Origin of the sequence: Micromonospora sp. NPDC050686, assembly GCF_040654475.1 — a bacterium.
GTDB lineage: Bacteria > Actinomycetota > Actinomycetes > Mycobacteriales > Micromonosporaceae > Micromonospora.
In genome coordinates, this window is record NZ_JBFAID010000009.1 from 94,416 (window position 1) to 114,332 (window position 19,917).

Sequence of the window (19,917 nt, forward strand, 5' to 3'; positions counted from 1 at the left end):
GCCCTGAGCACCACGCGCCGTGCCCCGGGCGTCATCATGTGGCATGGACTCCGACGTGCGGCGCTACCTCGACGAACTCGTCGGCGCGGCCCGGGACGTCCTCGGCGGCGACCTCGTCGGGGCGTACGCGGCCGGCTCGGTCGGCCTGGACGCGTACCAGCCGGGACGCAGCGACGTCGACGTCGCGCTGGTCTGCGCCCGGTCGCTCACCGACGCCGAGAAGCGGGGCCTGGTGGGCCGCCTGCGGCACGAGGCGCTGCCGTGCCCTGCGCGCGGGCTGGAACTCGTCGTCTACCGCCGCGACGTCGCCCGGTCCGGCACTGCCGAGCCCGGCTTCGAGCTGGAACTGAACAGCGGGGCCACGATGCCCTTCCGGCAGACCCTCGCCGCCGCCGACCGGCCCGCCGAGGACGGCCTGTTCTGGTACGGCCTCGACCGCAGCATCCTGCACGCGGTGGGGCGTACCCTCACCGGGCCCCCGGCCCCGGCGGTCTTCGCCGACCTCGCCCCCGACGACCTGCGCCGCCTGCTGGTCGACGCGCTCACCTGGTGGCTGGCCCGACCGACCCCGCCGGGTGACGCGCCCGCCCCGGGCGCGGAGGACGCGGTCCTCGGCGCCTGCCGCTCCCTGGTCCGGGTGCGCGACGGGGCCTGGCTGTCCAAGGTGGCCGCCGGCCGGCGGCTCGCCGAACGCGGCTACGCCGCCGACCTGATCGACCGGGCCATCGCCGCCCGGACCGGTGGGACGCCACCGACCGGGCCGGAGGCGCGCGCGTTCCAACGACAGGTCCGTGACGAGATCGTCGAGTTCCCGGGCTGAGGCGTCCGGGTCGGGCCGCCCCGGCGGGAGCTGGCATCTCTCGTCAGCGGTTCTGCCGCTCGATGCCGCGCCGGACGAGGCCGCCTGATCGCCGGCGCCGCCGTCCGATGTCGATCCGGGGCGGCTTCCGGACCTGAGCCGGGCCGCGCCCTGGTTAGGCTGAGCCGCATGCTCGCCGGACCCCCGCCCCGCCCTGTCCCTCCGGCCGCCGGGCCCGGCGCCGCGTCCGGCCCGGCGAGGTTCGCCGCGTGGTGAGCGGCTCGGTCGTGCCGGACCAGCGGGGTGGGTCGGGTGGCCCGCGACCGCGCGGGCCGGCCGCGTTCTGCGCGCGGCTGGCGCGGTCGCGTCCGTTCGAGATCGCCATCATCGTGCTGATCGGCGCGAACGCGGCGGTGCTGGGCCTGGAGACGTATCCGCACCTGGGTGCGGCGGGGTCGGTGCTGCGGTGGCTGGAATGGGCGTTCCGGACCATGTTCGTGGTGGAGATCGCGATCCGGGTGCTGGCGTACGGGCGACGGCCGCAGGACTTCTTCCGCCACGGGTGGAACGTGTTCGACCTGGTGGTGACCGCGGCGATCTTCCTGCCGGCGTTGCACGGCGACTCGGCGTTGCTGCGGGTGATCCGGGTGGCCCGGGTGCTGCGGCTGGTGCGCTTCTCACCGGGGTTGCGCACGATCGTCGCGGCGTTGTGGCGCAGCCTGCCCGGCGTCGGCGGGTTCCTGGCGCTGGCGATGGTGACGCTCTACGTCTACGGCATGGCCGGCTGGCTGATCTTCGGGGAGATCTATCCGGAGGAGTACGGCGACATCGGCCGGTCGCTGTTGACGCTGTTCGTGCTGCTGTCGCTGGAGACGCTGCCGGACCTGATCGAGCAGGGGCTGGCGGTGTCGGCGTGGACCCTCGTCTACTACGTCAGCTACGTGCTGATCACGGTGAACCTGCTGCTGAACATCCTGATCGCGGTCATCGTCAACTCGATGGAGGAGGCCCGCCGGCTGGAGATGACCGAGGGGCTGGCGCCGGACTACGACGTCGACGGCGACGGGGTGCCGGACGAGCTGGACCGGATCGCGATCAGCCAGCGACTGGACGACCTGCGGGCGGTGGTCGGGGAGCTGGAGCGGGAGCTGCGGATCGGCCGGGAGGACGGGCAGCGGCGGATGGCCGATCGCGGCTGAGCGCCGGGGGTGCGGCGTGGACGCCGCACCCCCGGCCGGTCGTCAGCCGGTGGCCAGGACGGCCTTGCCCTTGCGGTAGTTCTTGGCGGTGCCGTTCGGGGTGTAGTTGTTCTCGACGTTGCCGGCGGCGTCCACCGAGAACCAGTGGACGGTGGTGCCGGCCGGGACGGTCAGCGTCTCGCCGCCCTCGCGGATCCCGGCGGACGCGTAGAGGGTGGACGAGTAGCTGGGCGCGACGCCGTCGAGGGTGTAGAAGACGGCGGCGGCCTCGGTGGTCTCGAAGCTCACGTTCACGTTGCCCGGGCTGGAGCTGGGCCGTACGACGAGGGTGCTCTCGGGGCGCTGCTTGTCGTCGGCGAAGTCCTTGGCCACCCGCAGCAGTTCGACGAGGCCGTTGGCGAACTCCATCGTCTCGGCGTGCGCCTCGTCCCAGCCGGGCTGGAAGGAGGTGCCGACCTCGAAGTTCCAGGCGTAGATGCCGTACTTGTACCAGAGCATGTCACCGGAGTTGCCGGCCGCCGAGTAGAGCACGTCGGAGATCGGGCCGGTGCGGGCCGGGGTGACGGCCATGTTCCGGTGCCGCTTGATCGCGGTGAGGATCCGGGACGACGCGCCCCAGAAGAACGACTCCTGGGCCAGCGTCGGGCGCGGGGCGGAGATCCGGTCGGGCAGCGCGTACGCCCCCGGCGACCACATGAAGTAGTTGCCGGATGAGTGCAGGTTCATCGAGAACTTGATGTTGCCTCGGCTGGCCAGCCAGTCGATGTTCCTGTTCTCCGGCTCGGACAGCTCGCTGGGGCCGGCGTAGGTGTCGCTGGTGCAGCTGCTGGACGCGCCGGAGTACCCGTCGAAGAGGCTGTACTCGGTGTAGTTGCGGTTGTTGTCCACCCCCCACGAGTTGCGGGCCAGCGCGTCGGCCGACCCGGTCAGCGGGCAGTGGTTGGTCATGTTCCGCCGCTGGGAGTTGAAGTCGTAGAAGGAGTAGTGCCCGCCGTCGGGGTTGACCGACGGGGCGATCCAGATGTCGAGGTTGTTGAGCAGCTGCTTGGTGCGGCCGTCGTGGGCGTAGTTGCGCAGCAGCCGCTCGGCGGTCTCGATGGTGACCAGCGGCGGCACCCACTCCCGGGCGTGCTCCTGCGCGTAGGCCAGGACGCCGGGCTTCGAGCCGTCGCGGACCTTGCCGATGCGGATCGCGTACACCGGGTGGGGGTCGCGGGAGACGCTGGCCGGCGCCCGCAGTCCGTCGGTGAGCGGGGTGCGCGCGGCGGGCGCGACCACGCCGGTGCCGGTGTTGCCGCGGTAGGTGTAGGCCTGCACGAGCGTGCCGGCCTGCGCGTTGAGCGCGGCGACGACCTGGGCGGCGGTGCTGGTCACCGTGCCGGCGGCGTTGGTGGCCAGGTCGACGCGAATGTCGGTGCCGGTGACGGTGACGCTCAGCGGCCGGTCGGCCGCGCCCGGGTTGGCGAGGGTGACGGCGATGTCGTTGCCGCCCTGGTGTCCCCAGGCCCGCGAGTCGACGGCGACGCGGCTGGCGTTGGCGGTGCCGAGGACGGCCTGGGCCTTACGCCGGTAGCCGGTGGTCTGGTACGGCAGCTCGACGATCTCGGCGAGGTCGGGATAGGCGGCGGCGAGCTGCTTGATCCGGTTGTACAGCTCGGTGGGGGTGAGGTAGCTGGTGATGAAGTCCTTCTGGTAGCCGGCGCCCTCGGGGTTCTCCTCGGGGATCGGCAGCCACTCCTTGACGGTGGCGGTGGCGACGTCGCCGGTGGGGCTGGTGATCTGGATCCGGTCCGGGCGGGCGGTGACCGTGGCGGCGCCGCGGTGGTAGAGGTAGACGCCGGCGTCGACGAAGCGGCTGATGTTCTGTGAGCCGCCGGAGCCGATGGCGGTGCCCGGGCCGCTGTCGCGCTGCACGGTGAGCGCGCTGGTGGAGGTCTGGCCCTGCGCCCACTTCGCCTCGACGGAGAGGATCTGGTTGGTGCCAGAGGTGTAGTAGTCGGCGCGGGTGATCCTCACGTCGCTGGCGGCCGGGTCCGCCGCCAGGGTGGCGGTGAACGCCCGGTTCTCCGCGACGTGCTCGCTGATGGTCGCGTCGCGCTCGGCGACCCGGTCGGTGGAGTCCTCCGGGCTGAACAGGGTCTCGCCGAGCCGGTAGCCCTTGGCCTTGAGGTTGGCCACCTCGTTCGGGGTCACCACGGCGTGGGCGACGATGCCGTTCTCGGTCCGGGACACCTCGTGGTCCAGGTCGACGCCGGTGGCGACGAGCCGGTCCAGTTCGGCGGTGTCGGCGAGCAGGACCTCCACCACGCTGGCCTGCTCGTCGGCGGTGCGGCCGAGGTCGGCCGCCACGTCGGCGGCGCCGGCCGGCACCACGTCCGGCAGCGCGACGGCGGACGCGGGGGAGACCAGCAGGACGGTGGAGACGGCGGCGGCGGCGACGGCGGGTAGCCGCCGCCGCCAGCGCCGGTCGGGCAGATGGGGAGCGCGCATGGTGGCCCTTTCTGAGGACGTGGACGCGAAGGGGTGGCAGGGCACCATCGGGGTTGCGGTGTACCCGGTGGCCGGTGAGGTGGCGAATAGCGGCCGCGAATTGGCGCTCAAACGCAATTCCGGGCCGCGGAAAGCGCCGGGGTGCGCACATCCTTTACCGGCGTCGTCAGCGCTGTCAATGAGCGAACGGCCTGCTGAGGCGGGTTTCCGACCGGTTGCGACAGGCGTAGGAGCGGGCGGCCCGCATCTGAAACAGGTGTCCGATGACCGCTCCCGATCCGGTTCATAGGTTCATCTCCAACTGCCGCGCCGGTGCCGCACGTTCCTCCCGGTCAGCGCCGGGGCGTGCTGGTTCAGTACCGGTGCGGGGAGGAGGAGCAACACATGCACGGATCGAGGATGGGCTGGCGAGCGGCGATCGTGGCCGCGGCGACCCTGGTCGCCGGAGTGCCGGCGACCGGCGCGCTGGCGCAGCCCACGACCAGCGGGGCGCCGACCTCGGTGGTGGTGGCCGACGGGGTGACGCAGCCGGTGTTCGGCTACGCCGACGCCGTCCGCCAGCGGGTGTTCGTCACGTCCGACGTCGACACCGACGGCGACGGGGCTCTCGACAAGGTGGCCATGGACATCATCCGTCCGGCGGCCAGCGACCAGGGGTTGCGGGTGCCGGTGGTGATGGACGCCAGCCCGTACTACTCGACGGTCTGCCGGGGCAACGAGACCGAATGCAAGGCGGACGTCGACGGGGACGGCCTGAACGACAAATGGCCGTTGTACTACGACAATTATTTCGTTCCCCGCGGTTACGCGGTGGTGCTGCTCGACATGATCGGCACGAACAATTCGACCGGTTGCCCGGTGACCGGTGGCCGGGCGGACAACATCAGCGCGCCGACGGCCATCGACTGGCTCAACGGCCGCCGCAAGGGCTTCGACGCCGCCGGCCAGGAGGTCGTCGCGGGCTGGCACAACGGCAAGACCGGGATGATCGGCAAGTCGTACGACGGCACGCTGGCCAACGCCGCCGCGGCCAGCGGAGTGGACGGGCTGTCCACCATCGTGCCGATCTCGGCGATCTCCAGCTGGTACGACTACTCCCGCAGCAACGGCCTGGTCACCCGGGCGAACAACTACTCGGGCAGCCTGTCGAACACGGTCACCAACCCGGACCGGCGGGCGTACTGCGCCCCGGTGCGGGCGCGGCTGGGCGTGGACGGCGACGACGTCACCGGCGACTACAACGACTTCTGGGCGGAGCGGGACTACGTGCCGCACGCCGACCAGGTCAAGGCCAGCGTGTTCGTCGTTCACGGGATCAACGACGACAACGTGCGCGCCGACCACTTCAGCAAGTGGTGGGAGGCGCTGGCCCAGCGGAACGTGCCGCGCAAGCTGTGGCTGACCGGCACCGGGCACATCGACCCGTTCGACTTCCGACGGGCCGAGTGGGTGAACACCCTGCACCGCTGGTTCGATTTCTGGTTGCAGGGCATCGACAACGGCATCATGAGCGAGCCGATGGCCGACATCGAGCGGCTGCCCGACGTGTGGGAGACCGCGAAGTCGTGGCCGCTGCCGCACACCCAGCCCACCCAGGTCTGGCTGCAGCCGGCCAAGGGCGCGGTGGCCGGCGGGATGTCGGTGAAGCCGTTCGCCGGCAAGGCGGCGGAGACCTTCCAGGACACCCCCACGATGACCCAGACCAACGCGATCCGGCACCCGTCGGACCCGCTGGCGAACAAGGCCAACCGGCTGGTGTACCTGTCGCAGCCGCTGACGGCCCCGCTGCACATCTCCGGCACCCCGTACGTGAAGATCAACGCGACGGTGAACGGGGAGGACACCAGCTTCGCCGGCCTGCTGGTCGACTACGGCACCCGGGAGCGGTTCAGCACCACCGGTGACGGTGTCCGCACCCTCACCACCGAGGACTGCTGGGGCGCGTCGGCCAACTGGGGCGGGCACGCCGAGGAGGCCTGCTACAAGCAGGTCGCGAAGAACGTCGCCAGCAACCCGCAGGAACTGGTCACCAAGGGCATCGTCGACGGGCTCAACCTCGACTCGCTGAGCGTGTCGACGCCACTGGTCCCGGGGGCGAAGAACGAGGTCGACGTGCGGCTGATGCCGGAGGACTACGTCTTCGAGGCCGGTCACCAGATCGGTGTGGTGCTGCTCGGCTCGTACTCCGGCTACAGCAGCCGGGCCAAGCAGACCCGCGCCGACATCACGGTCCACTTCGACCGTAGCCGCATCGAGCTGCCGATCGTCGGCGGTCGCGGCGCGGCCGTCGCGGCCGGCCTGTAGGCGGACGGCGGGGGCGCCTGATCGCAGGCGCCCCCGCCGGTCAGCGGTCCGGCCGGTCGCCGTTGAGCCGGGCCAGTTTCAACGCCAGATGCAGGCAGAGCCGCTCGTTGCCGTCCTTCAGGTCGGTCTCGGCGAGCTGCTCGATGCGTTGCAGCCGGTAGTAGAGGGTGGTGCGGTGCAGCCGCAACTTTTTCGCCGTGGCGTGCGCGTTACCGGCCAGGTCCAGGTAGGTCTCCAGGGTCTCCAGCAGCACCTGGCTGGCCTCCTCGGCGAACAGCCCGGCCAACCCCGGATGCACCGCCGCGGCCCCCAGCTCCCGGGTGTCCATCCGGGACAGCACCCGGTAGATGCCCAGATCGGCCCAGGACACCAGCGGGCCGAGGGCGGGCAGCCGGGCGCCCACCCGGGCCGCCTGCAACGCCTCCTCGTAGGAGGAGACGGTGTCGTACAGCCGGGGGCGCGGCTCGCCGATGCCGACCACGGTGCGCGACACCGACGACAGGCCCTGGCTGGCGCTGCGCAGCGTCTGCCCGAGGTGCCGGGCGGCGGCCTCCGTGGTGACCCGGCCGCCGCCGCCACCGCGCCCGCAGCACAGCAGCAGCACGCCGTGGTCGTGCCGCACCAGATGCAGCGCCTCCCGCGGCCCCACCCAGCGGCGGGTGGCGACCAGGGTGTGCTCCAGCGCGATGCGGGCCGGCTCGTCGACCGGCTCCTCGCGGGTGCCGACCAGCGTCGCGACCAGGGCGGTCACCTCGCCGTCACCGGCGATGACCCCGTCGCTGAGCAGCGACCGGACCGCCTCGCAGCGGGTCTCCGGGGCGTCGGCGAGCAGGGTACGCGCCGCCTCCGCCTCCCGCTGCGAGGTCAACTCGCCGAGCAGGTTCTCCCGGTACAGCGCCAGCGACAGGTCGGGCATCGCCTCGGTGACGGTGACGATGTCCGCGTCGCTCATGTCGCCGGTGTGGTCGATGAACCAGACGAAGCCGAGCAGCAGGTCCTGGTGCCGGATCGGCACGCAGACCCGGGGCAGCAGGTCCAGCTCGGGGGAGGCGGGGGTGCGGACCGGCCCGCGGGCGTCCATGATCCCCACGTCCCGGAACCAGGCGATGACCTCCGGCGTGGTGTGCCGGCGCAGGATCGAGGTCCGCCGGACGTCGTCGATCAGGCCGGTGTGTTCGCTGTAGACGACGACCCGTTGCCGGCGGTCCTCGATCAACGCGGGCCGGCCCACCCGGGCCGCCATGGTGTCGACGATGTGTTGCAACTCTGTCTGCACTTGCTCTCCCGGTCATCCCGGTGTCCCCACGACACCTGAAGATCGGGTCCGGCGCGCGGGGTTCGGCAGGACCGTTGGCTTACCTTCTGCTGACCTCGGGGCGGCGCGCAACCGTCCTCCGGGTGGATATGCCCTCCTGCACGTGTCGAAAACCGCCGGTGGACGTGCCGACATCTGCACGGTGACCGGCGCGGGGCCCGCTCCTAGATTCGTCCCGGGGAGTGATCACGCACGGAGGCACGCCGTGGCCGGCCGCTCTCCCACCCCCTCCATCCACCCTGAGAGGTGACTCGATGCACCTTCTGCCCACCAGACGTGCGGTGCGGCGATCCGTGCTGGCCACCGCGCTCGCCACCGCACTGGTCGCGTCCGCGGCGGCCGGTCCGGCCGCCGCCGCCCCCGACGAGGCGTCCGGCGCACGCGCACCGTTCCAGGCGCTCGACCCGCAGAACTGGCAGAACCCCGACACGATGACCTGGGACGACTACCGTGCCGTCCCGAACACCAACTGGGCCGACCCGGCGGTGAAGGGCTCGGTCCGCAACTTCAAGATCGCGCTGGTCACCCTGGACTACACCGACCAGCCGTTCGAGATCACCAAGCCGGCCGGGTCGTCGGTGTTCGGCAACCCGCAGGCCAGCGCGGCCAACATCCCGCGCGAGAACGTCGCCGGGTTCTACACCGACTTCCTCAACAAGCCGGGTGGGCTGAACCGGGGCCACACCCTGCACGAGTACTGGATGGAGGACTCGGGCGGCCGCTACGGCGTCGACCTGACCGGGTTCGGCCCGTTCCGGATGCCGTCGAAGTCGTACCAGTACGGCATCGACAACGGCTTCAACCCGGGCGCCTGCCCGACCGGTGAGGCCTGCGCCCGCAACATCCGCACCGACGGCCTGGGCGCCTGGCGCGCGGCCGTGGGCGAAGAGGTGGCCAACTCCTTCGAGCTGGTGTTCATCCTCTCCGCCGGCCAGGACGAGTCGTCGACCTGGCAGGAGTTCGGGCAGATGATGTTCCAGAACAAGGAGGACGTGCCCGACGCGTGGGGCCCGCCGGACCCGAACCTGCCGAACTGGGCGAAGACCCGCTACGTCGACTGGACCTCGTGGAAGGCCGCGGCAACGATCTGGCCGAACGCCGGCGGCGGCTCCTCCACCCAGGCGGAGAGTTCCGGAATGGGCGTGTACGCCCACGAGCTGAGCCACCTGCTCAGCATCGGCGACAACTACAACAACCCGTACGGGGTGCCGCTGCGGCGCGCGTACACCGGCATCTGGAGCATGATGTCGCGCGGGTCGTTCAACGGCCCGGGCGGTCCGCACACCCGCTGGCAGATCCCCCCGGTCAACGGCGGCTCACTGGGCTCCCTGCACACCCTGCGTGACAAGATGAAGATCAAGCTGATCGGTGAGGAGCACGTGCTGCGGCTGTCCCGGGAGGAGCTGGCCGCCTCCGGGCTGGTCGTCGCCGACATCACCGCCCGCGCGGTGGACGCCGGACAGGGCGGCCTGACCGGCCTCAACATCGCGATGAACGCGGACCGCTCGCCGGCCTGCAGCACCAGCACCGACCCGCTCTGCGACGGTGGCCGGTTCAACAACTACACGGTCGAGGTCGTGGACCGGATGGGCGCCGACTCGTTCACCCCGGACAGCGGCGTGCTGATCAGCAAGACCAAGAACGCCGACAGCGCGCCGTTCCAGTGGGTGGTCGACGCCAACCCGCAGGACATCGACATGGTCGACTTCTACCGGCCGGACGGCACCCCGCAGAAGATCACCATGGGTGACTACCGGCAGCTGTCCGACGCGCTGTTCCACGCCGGCGCCGACTCCGGCAGCGAGTACGAGTTCGTCGACGAGGCCAACCGGCTGCACTTCTACGTGCTCAACCTGCGCCGCGACGGCGACGGCGTGCTGTCGTACACGGTGGCGGTGCGGTCGCTGGACGGCGCCGGGCCCAGCCAGCACGGCGTGGCCCTGTCCAAGGGGCAGCTGATCACCCGGGGCCAGCCGGCCCGCGGGGGCGCGACCTGCACCTTCGACCTGACCAACACCGGTAGCTACGTCGCCTCCGACGCCCAGCACCCGGAGGACGTCAGCGGTCACCTCACGTCCGACGTCTACCGGCTGTCGGCCAGCGTCGGCGCCGCCGGGTGGAAGGTGCAGCTGCCCAACGAGCTGGCCACCGCCGAGTTCGGCAAGTCCACCTCGGTGGACGTGTCGGTGGGCGCCACCGCCGACGCGGCGGCGACCACCCTGGTGACGCTCACCGCCACCTCGGAGAGCGACCCGTCCAAGACCGTGACCAGCCAGTGCCGGGTCGAGCGGCCCCGCGCGCTGCTGTAGAGCACGGCTACCCCGTGGCCGGGGCGGTGCCGGACGCACCGCCCCGGCCCCGGCCATCCAGCGGAGGACGAGATGAGACGGCTGCTGGCGGCGCTGTGCGCGCCGGTGCTGCTGGCCGGTGCGCTGGCCGGATGCGGCGGTGACGAGGAGGAGGCCCGCTCGGCGATGACCGTGCGGGTGCTGGTCCGCGACATCAACATCCGGCCGGTCGGCGTCGACTGCGCCGGCACCGGCCCGTACACCCACTTCCACAACCGGGCGCCGTTCCGGGTGGTGGACGCCGACGGGCACACCCTCGCCGAGGGCGCGCTGTCCACGGGACGGTCGGTGCCCACGTTCGAGGAGGACCTGGAGGTGGCGAAGGTGCCGACGTACTGCGAGTTCCGGGTGCCGGTGCAGGTGGCACGGCGGGACGCGTACCGGTTGGTGGTCGACGACCGGCCGGCGGTCGCGCTGACCCCCAACGACAGCGAGGGGCCGGCGCTGGTCGCGGTGGTGCCGTCGTGAGGGGCGTACGCCTGGCCGCCCTCGCGGTGGCCGCGGTGCTGGCGGCCACCGGCTGTTCCGCGGCGCGAGACGAACCGGCGCGGCCCGAGCCGGTGGCCGGCGGGGCGGCGGCGCTGCCCGGCCCGGCGCCGGCCGGCCTGGCCCTGCGGCCGGCGCCGCCCGGGGCCCCCGGCGCGCCCGGGGTCACCGGCCGGCTCACCGACGGCAGCACCGTCGACCTCGCCCAACTGTGGGCCGACCGGCCGGTCGTGCTGGTCTTCTTCACCTCCTGGTGCGGCGTCTGCGAGCAGCGGCAGGACGCGCTCAGCCAGCTCGCCCGCGACCATGGCGACCGGGTGGTCTTCGTCGGCGTGGCCGGGCAGGACAAGCCCGAAGACGTGCAGCGCTACCTGCGGGCGCACCGGGTGGAGTACCCGGTGCTGCTCGACGACGACGGCCGGGTCGCCCTCGCCTACGCCGTCCGCGAGCCACCGGCGGTGGTGCTGGTCGGCAAGGGCGGCAAGCTGCTGCGCGGCTTCACCGGCGGGGTGGACGCGCCGACCCTCGACGCCCGGCTGAAGGAACTGGTGCTGGCCCCCTGAGCCGCCGGGTGTCCGACCCGTCCTGCACAATCCCTTGCCATGTACGGCGACGACGAGGTCTTCGCGGCACTGGCGCGGTTGGTGACCGCGGGGGAGTACCTGGACGACCGCCCGGGCCGGGTCGGGGTCGGCCTCGACCTCGGGCCGCTGTCCCGGGCCGAGCAGGGGGTGCGCCGCCGGACCTACTCGCGGGGCACCCCGGAGTACGCCGAGGCCCTCGCCCGCGGCTGGCTCGACCCGCTGCCGCCGCTCACCCCGGCGCCCCTCGCCGCGGTCGAGGAGGCCGAGACGGCGGCCGGCGTCGCGCTGCCGCCGCTGCTGCGCCGGCTCTACCTCGACCTGGGCAACGGAGGCTTCGGCCCCGGTGCCGGCCTGATCGGCCTGCGTGGCGGCCACGGCAACCCGGCCGGGGTGCTGCCCGCGCCGGCCGGCCCGGAGGCGGGCGACGGGCCCCGGATCCCGCTGTCCCTGTGCGACTGGGGCTGCGGCGTCACCTCGCTGCTGGACCTCGCCGACGGCCAGGTGTGGGGCGCCGACCCGAACCCGGCTCCGAAGGGCGTGTCGCCGCTGTTCCGCCAGCAGATGGACGTCGCGGAGTGGTTCGGGCGGTGGGTGGACGGCCGGCTGCACCAGCCGTGGCTGGTGGAGGATCCGGCCACGGGCCGGTGGCGTGGCGCCACCGACGCCGAGTACGCCGAAGCGATGGGGTGAGCCGCCCGGCCCGACGGTACGCTCAGCCGGCCAGCGCGCTGAGCCGGCCGGCGAGCCGCGCGGCCGCCGCCCGCAGCTCCGCCGGCTCCAGCACCTGCGCCTCGAAGCCCAGCCGGGCCACGTGCCCGGCGAGCCACTCCAGATCGTCCCCGCCGACGACGAGCACGCACCACCCGTCGCGGTCGTCCTCGATGCGCCCCACCTGGGGCGGCACCAGCTCCCGTACCCGCTCGGGCCGGGCGTGCACCCGTACCCGGGCGAGATACCGGTACGGCGCCTCGGCGACGGACCGCTGCACGTAGCCGGCCGGGTCCGGATGCTCCCGGGCCCGGAAGCGCCAGGTCGTGGTCACCACCTCGCGCATCCGGTCCAGCCGGAAGGTACGCCAGCCGGCGCGGTCGACGTCCCAGGCCATCAGGTACCAGCGGCGGCCGGTGGTGACCATCCGCACCGGTTCGGTGGTGCGCTCACCCGGGTCGCCGTCGCGCCCGGCGTAGCGGAACCGCACCCGTACGGCGTCGCGGCAGGCCCGCGCGAGGGTCACCAGCAGCTCCGCGTCGATCTCGATCCCGGGGCCGGCCAGGGTGTCCGTGGCGTCGTGCACGGCGCGTACCTCGGCGCGCAGCCGGGCCGGCAGCACCTGGTCGAGCTTGGTGAGCGCGCGCAGCGCGGCCTCGCCCGCACCGGCGACCGTGCCGCCGGCCGCCAGCCGCAGGGAGACCGCCGTGGCGATCGCCTCCTCGTCGTCGAGCAGCAGCGGCGGCAGCCGGGCGCCCGCGCCGAGCCGGTAGCCGCCGCCGACGCCCGACGTGGCGTGCACGGGGTAGCCGAGCGCGCGCAGCCGCTCCACGTCGCGGCGTACCGAGCGGTCGGTGACCCGCAGCTCGGCGGCGAGGTCGGCGGCGGTCCAGGACGGTCGCCGCGGCAACAGCGCCAGCAGCCGCAGCACCCGTTCGGTCGTCGCCTCCACGGTCACCCGCCGATCGTTGCACGAATCGAGGAACGATCCTGTCCGCGATCCGCGAGAGGCTGACCGACATGACCAGCCAGATCCGGAGCCCCGAGCTCCGCCACCGTCCCCGGCAGGCCCGCGACCAGTTCCGACGGGAGGTGAGCTGAGATGGCACGCGACGTGCAGGTCACCTTCGACTGCGCCGACCCGGCGGGGTTGGCGGCGTTCTGGGCCGATGCGCTCGGCTACCGGGTGCAGGATCCGCCGCCGGGCTTCGAGACGTGGGATCAGGCGCTGGAGGCGATGGGCGTGCCACCGGAGCGGCGCAACGACGCCTCGGCGGTGGTGGACCCGGAGGGCCGCGGGCCGCGGCTGTTCTTCCAGCGGGTGCCGGAGGGCAAGCAGGCCAAGAACCGGGTGCACCTGGACGTGCGAGCGGCCCCCGGGCTGCAGGGCGACGCCCGGCTGACGGCGCTGGAGGCCGAGGCCGCGCGGCTGGTGGCCCGCGGTGCCGCCCGGCTCAGCCGCCACGAGCCCGCCCCGCCCCTGGAGGCCGGGCACATCGTGCTGGCCGACCCCGAGGGCAACGAATTCTGCCTCGACTGAACACCGCCGCGGCGGGCCGGCTGACCTCAGCCGGCCCGCCCGATCGGTCGCGGTCGCGGTGCTCCCGCTGGTCGTCCTCGCTCCGGACGACGTCGATGCGGCGTCGGCGCACGTACTTCGACAGCTGCGGCCGGCCAGGGAGGAGATCATCCGGCGCAGGCGGTGTTCGGCCGTGCCGGCCAGCCTGGCCACCGCCACTGTGGAAGCGGGGACGGGACCTTACCCCTGCTCACGGCCCAGGTAAAGAGGAGCTTCCGGATCAAACGTTCCGACTTTTGTTTACTCAGAGGAAAGTCCGATAGTGACCGACGAAAGGTCTGGACACGCTCCGGGAAGGTTAGTAGTGTTCGGATCTGTCGATATGTTTCGTCGAGATGAAGTGACAGCGTAGGTAGCTTCCGATCGAGGCACCGGGCGGCGCAACCCGCCCGACGTCGCGATCGGGCCGGACGGCACAGCCGGCGACGAGCCCCCGACCGACGTTGTGACTTGGCGGCCCGACGGGTGGCGACCCCGCCACCCGGGTCGACCGGTACCCCCGTCCCGGCCTTCCTTCAGCTCCGACGCGGCAACGCGTCCAGACGCCGCGCGCCCGCCAGCCGGCGCGTCGGTCCCCGATCAGCTGAATCACCCGTCCGTCGGCCGTGGCGCCTCACCACGGCCGAGGAGACCGCGCGCCCTGGAGGAGGCGCCGGTCCCGCTCACACCACTCACCGACGTGGCGCTGTGCGCTGCGCCGACGTCCTCATCGGACCGTGAAAGGGACCCCATGAACGGCTTTTCACCACCCGTGCGGCCGCCGGTGGCCCGCCCGCCGGCAGCGCGCCGACGGCGCCCGCTGGCCGCGGTCGCCACGGCGCTGTTGCTGTTCGTCACCGCCGCGCTGACCGGGGTGCCGGCGAACGCGCGCCCGGCCGATCCGGACCGGGCCACCGCCGCCGTCCCGGCCGCCCAGGCCCAGGCCCAGGTGCTCACCTGGACCGCCGGTGACAGCTTCACCTCGTACCTGTCCGCTCCGACGACCGCGGTCGCCGGGCCGACCACCCTGGTCTTCGAGAACAGCAGGGCGAGCGGCAACAACAGCGGCATGCAGCACACCCTGACCTTCGACACCGGCGATCCTCGCTACAACAGCGACGTCGACGTGAACATCCTGGCCGACCCGACCGACGCCAACGGGGGTCGGTGGACGGTGGACGTCACCCTCTCACCGGGCACCTACCGCTACTTCTGCGCCATCCCGGGCCACGGGCAGATGACCGGCCTGCTGGTCGTCTCCGGCGGCAGCTCGGACACCACCCCGCCGACCGCGTCGGCCACCGTGACCGGGGACCGGGACGCCGACGGCAACTACGTGGGCGCCGCGACGGTGACCCTGTCGGCCACCGACAGCGGCTCCGGCGTCGACAAGGTCGAGTACTCCCTCGACGGCGGTGCCTGGGGCGTCTACTCCGCCCCGGTGACGGTCAACCAGGCCGGCCAGCACACGTTGAGCTACCGGGCCACCGACAAGGCGGGCAACACCTCGGCCGCGCAGCAGGTGTCGTTCCGGGTGGTGGAGCCGGCGCCGACGGACACCACGCCGCCGACGGTGACCGCGGCGGTGACCGGCCAGCAGGACGGCAGCGGCGCGTACGTGGGCAGCGCGACCGTCACCCTGTCGGCCACCGACACCGAGTCCGGCGTCGACAGGGTCGAGTACTCCGTCGACGGCGGCGGGTACGCCACCTACACCGCGCCGATCAGCGTGACGGCCCCCGGCCAGCACACGGTCAGCTACCGGGCCACCGACAAGGCGGGCAACACCTCCACGCCGCAGCAGGTGTCGTTCCGGGTGGTGGAGCCGGCGCCGACGGACACCACCCCGCCGACCGCCTCGGCGACCGTGACCGGGGAGAAGGACGCCGACGGCAACTACCTGAGCCGGGCGACCGTCACCCTCTCGGCCACCGACAGCGGCTCGGGCGTCGACCGGATCGAGTACTCCCTCGACGGGCAGCCCTACGCCGCCTACTCCACGCCCGTCGTGGTGAACCAGCCCGGCCAGCACACGCTGAGCTACCGGGCCACCGACAAGGCGGGCAACACCTCGACGCCGCAGCAGGTGTCGTTCCGGGTGGTCGAGCCGGCGCCGACGGACACCACCCCGCCGACCGCATCGGCCGCGGTGACCGGACAGCGCGACGGCACCGGCGCGTACGTCGGGTCGGCGACGGTGACCCTGTCCGCCACCGACACGCAGTCCGGCGTCGACCGGATCGAGTACCAGCTGGACGGCGGGGCCTGGACCACGTACACCGCGCCGGTGACGGTCAACCGGGCCGGCCAGCACACGGTCGGCTACCGGGCCACCGACAAGGCGGGCAACACCTCGACGGCACAGCAGGTGTCGTTCACGGTGGTCGAGCCGGCGCCGACGGACACCACCCCGCCGACCGCCTCGGCGGCGGTGACCGGGCAGCGCGACGGCAACGGCGCGTACCTGGGTGGGGCGACGGTGACGGTCACCGCCACCGACAGCGGCTCCGGCGTCGACAAGATCGAATACTCGCTCGACGGGCAGCCCTACGCCACCTACACCGCGCCGGTGACGGTCAACCAGGTCGGCCAGCACACGGTCAGCTACCGGGCCACCGACAAGGCGGGCAACACCTCGACCCCGCAGCAGGTGACCTTCACCGTGGTCGACCCGCCCGCCCCGGACACCACGCCGCCGACCGCCGCCGCCACCATCTCCGGCCAGCGCGACGACGACGGCGCCTACCTCGGCTCGGCCACGGTGACGGTCACCGCCACCGACACCGGTTCCGGCGTCGACCGGATCGAGTACGCCCTCGACGGCGGGGCGTGGACCGCGTACACCGGGCCGGTGACGGTCAACCGGGCCGGCCAGCACACGCTGAGCTACCGGGCCACCGACAAGGCGGGCAACACCTCCACCGCCGGGTCGGTCGCGTTCACCGTGGTCGCCAGCGGGCCCGACCCGGCCTGCGCCGTGCCGGACACCCGGGCCACGGTGTGGTTCGGCACGGTCGACAGCGGGGTGCCCAACCGCAAGGTCGACGGCGACTGCACCATCAACAACCTGATCCGGGACGAGCAGGTTTGGCCCAACCACGGCCAGTTCGTCAAGCACGTCAACGAGGTCGCCGAGCACCTGCACCACCTGGGCGCCATCACCCATGCCGAGCACGGCAAGCTGGCCAGCGCCGCGGCCCGCTCGGGCGTCGGCAAGCCCGACGAGAAGAACGGCTACCAGCCGATCCTGGACTCCTCGGCGGGGTCGTTCGCCAAGTGGCAGCAGGTCGGCGCGGGTGGCTTCACCCGCAACGCCGACGGCTCGATCAGCAGCCGCGCCGTGCCCGGCCTGGGCATGCTGTGGTTGCCCACCAAGGCGTACGGCGACTTCTCGCTGAAGTTGCAGTGGCGCGACGACGCGCCGGGCGCCGGGCGGGCCAACAGTGGCGTCTTCGTCCGCTTCCCCGACCCGCGCCACCACCCGCAGGAGTCCCGCCCGGAGTGGGTGGCCATCAAGTACGGCCACGAGCTGCAGATCTACGACAGCCCCGACGGCGACCAGTACAAGAGCGGCTCGGTGTACGGCTTCGACCGGGTCGACCTGGCCGGCGCCCGGGTGGCCCCGAAGGGTGTCTGGAACGACTACGAGATCCGCGTGGTCGGGCAGCACTACCAGCTGTACCGCAACGGCGAGCTGATCAACGAGTACCGCAACACGCCGGACGCCGTGTTCAGCCCGCCCCGGGCCGACGACCCGGGCGGCGCGGGACGGCAGCACGCCACCGGCTACCTCGGCCTGCAGAACCACGGCACCGCGGACCTCGTCAGCTTCCGCAACGTCCGCGTCGCGCCGCTGACCCCGGCCAGCTGAGCAGCAAGGAGACCATCATCATGGCAAAGCAGAGGATCGACCGTCGGGCGCTGCTGCGCGGCCTCGCCGGGTCCACCGTCGCGGTCGGGGCGGCCGCCCTCACCGGCGCGCTGCCGGCCGCCGCGGCCGGCGACAACAGCGGCCGGCTGATCCCGCAGGGACACCTGGGCATCCAGCTCTACAGCGTCCGCGACAAGATCTCCCAACTGGGCTTCGCGGCGGTCTTCGAGGAGCTGTCCCGCATCGGCTACCGGGAGGTGGAGTTCGCCGGCTACACCCAGGGCAGCGTCGGCGCGATCAGCCCGGAGCAGATCCGCCGGCTGCTCGACGACAACGGCCTCAAGGCGGCCGGCAGCCACCGCGGCCTGGGCGACTTCCGCACCAACCTGGACTGGGAACTCGACGTCGCCGAGACCCTGGGCATGCCGGCCATCGGCACCGCCTCGGCCCCCACCGGGGACCGGACCATCGCCGGCTACCAGCGGGCGGCGGCGGAGTTCAACGCCTGGGGCGAGGCCGCGGCCGCCCGCGGCATCAAGCTGTACCAGCACAACCACACCATCGAGTTCAGCTTCGCCACCGACCGGCCCGACGTGCGGCTGTACGACCTGTTCCTGGAGCTCACCGACCCCCGGTACGTGTTCCTGGAGATGGACATCCTGTGGGCGTACGGCGGGGCCCGGAAGTATCCGGGTTTCCGGCCGGTGGACTACGTCAACGCCCAGCCGCACCGGTTCCCGCTGTTCCACGTGAAGGACGGCGTCCCGCTGCCCGACCCGCAGCAGGGCAACTCCTACGTCGACGTGGAGTTCGGTCAGGGCGAGATCCCGTTCGCCGAGTTCTTCACCGAGCTCAAGGGCGGCGGCCGGTTCGAGTACCTGTGGGAGATGGACCGTGCCCCCGGCACCCAGCCTGACCCGCCCGGCTCGCTGGGCGCGGCCGACCGCAGCTACCAGCGGATGCGTGAGCTGCGGGGTGCCCGATGAGCGCCTGGCGGCTGCCGGAGACCGTACCGGACGCGGAGCAGCGGCCGGCCGAGCCGGCGGAGTCGGTCGCACCGGCCGCTCCGCGGACCCGGCGCGGCCCCCGGCGGATGCTCGTGGTCCTGGCGACCGTGCTGCTCACCCTGGTCGGGGCCGGCGGCTTCGCCGTCGCGAACAAGGCGGCGGGCATGTTCTTCCCCGACAAGCCGGAGGGCTGCGCCAAGCCGGACCGCAGCCTTCAGCTGTACGCGGTGGAGCTGCCGAAGGACGGCACCCAGATCCGCCTCGGCTACGGCCTGACCCCGCAGACCGCCTCCTATCCGGGCCCGACGATGGAGATGATGGAGGGGGAATGTCTGCAGATCACCCTGCACAACCAGGTGTCGGCGGAGACCCTCGCCCAGCTGCGGACCAACCCCGAGCATCCGCTGGGCGTCTCGCTGCACGTGCACGGGGTGAAATACACCCAGACCTCGGACGGCACCGTGCAGAGCGGCTCGTTCGTACCGCCGGGCCAGTCGCGCACCTACACCTGGTACGCCAAGCCGCGGGACAAGAAGACCGGCAGCCCGGGCACCGCCGGCTACTGGTGGTACCACGACCACGTGGTGGGTGGCCCGCACGGCACCCAGGGCCTCAATGCCGGCCTCTTCGGCGGCCTGGTCGTGCGCCGGGCGGGCGACCCGAAGCCGGACCGCACCTACACGGTCGTCTTCGGTGACCGGCAGAGCATCAACCTGCGCCGCGGCGCGGCCGCCGACACCTGCGACGCCACCAACCCGCAGCCCGGCCCGAGCTGCCTGGTGGCCAAGAAGGGGGAGCGGGTCGAGTTCATCGTGGTGGGCACCGGCAACGACATGCACACCTTCCACGTGCACGGACACTCCTGGGCGGACACCCGCACCGGGACGGTGAGCAACGGGCAACCGTTCGCCGACGAGGTGCCCACCATCGACAACAAGACCCTCGGCCCCGGCGACTCGTTCGGCGTGCAGATCGTCGCCGGCGACTCGGTCGGCCCCGGCCACTGGATGCTGCACTGCCACATGCAGTTCCACTCCGACGGCGGCATGTCGACCATGCTGCACGTCCTCGACGAGAACGGGCAGATGCCGCCCGGCGGCCACGACCACGCCGCGATGACCGGCGCGGCGGCGGGCAACGGCAACGCCGCCGGCGCCCACCAGCACAACTGACGCCTGACCCGTGGCCGCCGGTGACGCCGGCGGCCACGGGACCCGGGACCGCACCACCCGCCTCACACCAGCAGCA

Annotated in this window: 14 protein-coding genes; 11 read left to right on the plus strand and 3 right to left on the minus strand. The window is 72.6% G+C overall.

The window, feature by feature from the left end; translation table 11 throughout:
• The first annotated feature begins 43 nt into the window (after positions 1-43).
• Together AB0H57_RS10080 and AB0H57_RS10085 are read left to right on the plus strand one after the other, a co-directional pair.
• Complete coding sequence (locus AB0H57_RS10080; protein ID WP_357504651.1) at positions 44-820, plus strand: nucleotidyltransferase domain-containing protein; 777 nt, start codon at positions 44-46, stop codon at positions 818-820.
• A 251-nt stretch (positions 821-1,071) separates the two neighbouring features.
• Positions 1,072-1,998 (plus strand): ion transporter, encoded by a 927-nt coding sequence (locus AB0H57_RS10085; RefSeq protein WP_357504653.1) that lies wholly within the window; start codon positions 1,072-1,074, stop codon positions 1,996-1,998.
• Between the two features lie 42 nt (positions 1,999-2,040).
• Here AB0H57_RS10085 and AB0H57_RS10090 read toward each other — a convergent pair whose 3' ends face one another.
• Positions 2,041-4,488, minus strand: a complete 2,448-nt coding sequence (locus AB0H57_RS10090; RefSeq protein WP_357504655.1) for a M14 family metallopeptidase — start codon at positions 4,486-4,488, stop codon at positions 2,041-2,043.
• A 384-nt stretch (positions 4,489-4,872) separates the two neighbouring features.
• Between AB0H57_RS10090 and AB0H57_RS10095 the strand changes: the two genes are divergently transcribed.
• Complete coding sequence (locus AB0H57_RS10095) at positions 4,873-6,792, plus strand: Xaa-Pro dipeptidyl-peptidase (protein ID WP_357504657.1); 1,920 nt, start codon at positions 4,873-4,875, stop codon at positions 6,790-6,792.
• Between the two features lie 40 nt (positions 6,793-6,832).
• Here AB0H57_RS10095 and AB0H57_RS10100 read toward each other — a convergent pair whose 3' ends face one another.
• On the minus strand, positions 6,833-8,068 hold the full coding sequence (locus AB0H57_RS10100; protein ID WP_357504659.1) for a helix-turn-helix domain-containing protein: 1,236 nt from the start codon (positions 8,066-8,068) through the stop codon (positions 6,833-6,835).
• Positions 8,069-8,361: 293 nt separating this feature from the next.
• Here AB0H57_RS10100 and AB0H57_RS10105 point away from each other — a divergent pair, with 293 nt between their 5' ends.
• From AB0H57_RS10105 to AB0H57_RS10120, 4 genes are all read left to right on the plus strand, one after another.
• Positions 8,362-10,416, plus strand: coding sequence for a M6 family metalloprotease domain-containing protein (locus AB0H57_RS10105; protein ID WP_357504661.1), 2,055 nt, complete (start codon positions 8,362-8,364; stop codon positions 10,414-10,416).
• A gap of 72 nt (positions 10,417-10,488) precedes the next feature.
• A complete protein-coding gene (locus AB0H57_RS10110; RefSeq protein ID WP_357504663.1) occupies positions 10,489-10,923 on the plus strand; it encodes a hypothetical protein in 435 nt (144 codons plus the stop codon).
• A complete protein-coding gene (locus tag AB0H57_RS10115) occupies positions 10,920-11,504 on the plus strand; it encodes a TlpA disulfide reductase family protein (RefSeq protein WP_357504665.1) in 585 nt (194 codons plus the stop codon). Before AB0H57_RS10110 ends, AB0H57_RS10115 begins: the two co-directional genes overlap by 4 nt.
• A 39-nt stretch (positions 11,505-11,543) precedes the next feature.
• Complete coding sequence (locus AB0H57_RS10120; RefSeq protein ID WP_357504667.1) at positions 11,544-12,215, plus strand: hypothetical protein; 672 nt, start codon at positions 11,544-11,546, stop codon at positions 12,213-12,215.
• A 22-nt stretch (positions 12,216-12,237) separates the two neighbouring features.
• On the opposite strand, the gene AB0H57_RS10125 is transcribed toward AB0H57_RS10120, so the two are convergent.
• Complete coding sequence (locus AB0H57_RS10125) at positions 12,238-13,191, minus strand: YafY family protein (protein ID WP_357504669.1); 954 nt, start codon at positions 13,189-13,191, stop codon at positions 12,238-12,240.
• Positions 13,192-13,335: 144 nt separating this feature from the next.
• Between AB0H57_RS10125 and AB0H57_RS10130 the strand changes: the two genes are divergently transcribed.
• The 4 genes from AB0H57_RS10130 to AB0H57_RS10145 all read left to right on the plus strand — a co-directional run bounded on the left by AB0H57_RS10130 (position 13,336) and on the right by AB0H57_RS10145 (position 19,841).
• Positions 13,336-13,773, plus strand: a complete 438-nt coding sequence (locus AB0H57_RS10130) for a VOC family protein (RefSeq protein ID WP_357504671.1) — start codon at positions 13,336-13,338, stop codon at positions 13,771-13,773.
• A 769-nt stretch (positions 13,774-14,542) separates the two neighbouring features.
• Positions 14,543-17,662 carry a family 16 glycoside hydrolase gene (locus AB0H57_RS10135; RefSeq protein ID WP_357504673.1) on the plus strand — a complete coding sequence of 1,040 codons (3,120 nt, stop codon included), beginning with the start codon at positions 14,543-14,545 and terminating at the stop codon, positions 17,660-17,662.
• A gap of 20 nt (positions 17,663-17,682) precedes the next feature.
• Positions 17,683-18,648: a sugar phosphate isomerase/epimerase gene (locus AB0H57_RS10140; RefSeq protein WP_357504675.1), complete on the plus strand. Its 966-nt coding sequence runs from the start codon at positions 17,683-17,685 to the stop codon at positions 18,646-18,648.
• Complete coding sequence (locus AB0H57_RS10145) at positions 18,645-19,841, plus strand: multicopper oxidase domain-containing protein (RefSeq protein ID WP_357504677.1); 1,197 nt, start codon at positions 18,645-18,647, stop codon at positions 19,839-19,841. Before AB0H57_RS10140 ends, AB0H57_RS10145 begins: the two co-directional genes overlap by 4 nt.
• Positions 19,842-19,917: the final 76 nt, after the last annotated feature.

Excerpts from the sequence above, each read along its gene's own strand:
- AB0H57_RS10080 (WP_357504651.1), top strand. The coding sequence starts at position 44 with ATGGACTCCGACGTGCGGCGCTACCTCGACGAACTCGTCGGCGCGGCC.
- AB0H57_RS10090 (WP_357504655.1), bottom strand. The coding sequence starts at position 4,488 with ATGCGCGCTCCCCATCTGCCCGACCGGCGCTGGCGGCGGCGGCTACCC.
- AB0H57_RS10095 (WP_357504657.1), top strand. The coding sequence starts at position 4,873 with ATGCACGGATCGAGGATGGGCTGGCGAGCGGCGATCGTGGCCGCGGCG.
- AB0H57_RS10105 (WP_357504661.1), top strand. The coding sequence starts at position 8,362 with ATGCACCTTCTGCCCACCAGACGTGCGGTGCGGCGATCCGTGCTGGCC.
- AB0H57_RS10110 (WP_357504663.1), top strand. The coding sequence starts at position 10,489 with ATGAGACGGCTGCTGGCGGCGCTGTGCGCGCCGGTGCTGCTGGCCGGT.
- AB0H57_RS10120 (WP_357504667.1), top strand. The coding sequence starts at position 11,544 with ATGTACGGCGACGACGAGGTCTTCGCGGCACTGGCGCGGTTGGTGACC.
- AB0H57_RS10130 (WP_357504671.1), top strand. The coding sequence starts at position 13,336 with ATGGCACGCGACGTGCAGGTCACCTTCGACTGCGCCGACCCGGCGGGG.
- AB0H57_RS10135 (WP_357504673.1), top strand. The coding sequence starts at position 14,543 with ATGAACGGCTTTTCACCACCCGTGCGGCCGCCGGTGGCCCGCCCGCCG.
- AB0H57_RS10140 (WP_357504675.1), top strand. The coding sequence starts at position 17,683 with ATGGCAAAGCAGAGGATCGACCGTCGGGCGCTGCTGCGCGGCCTCGCC.
- AB0H57_RS10145 (WP_357504677.1), top strand. The coding sequence starts at position 18,645 with ATGAGCGCCTGGCGGCTGCCGGAGACCGTACCGGACGCGGAGCAGCGG.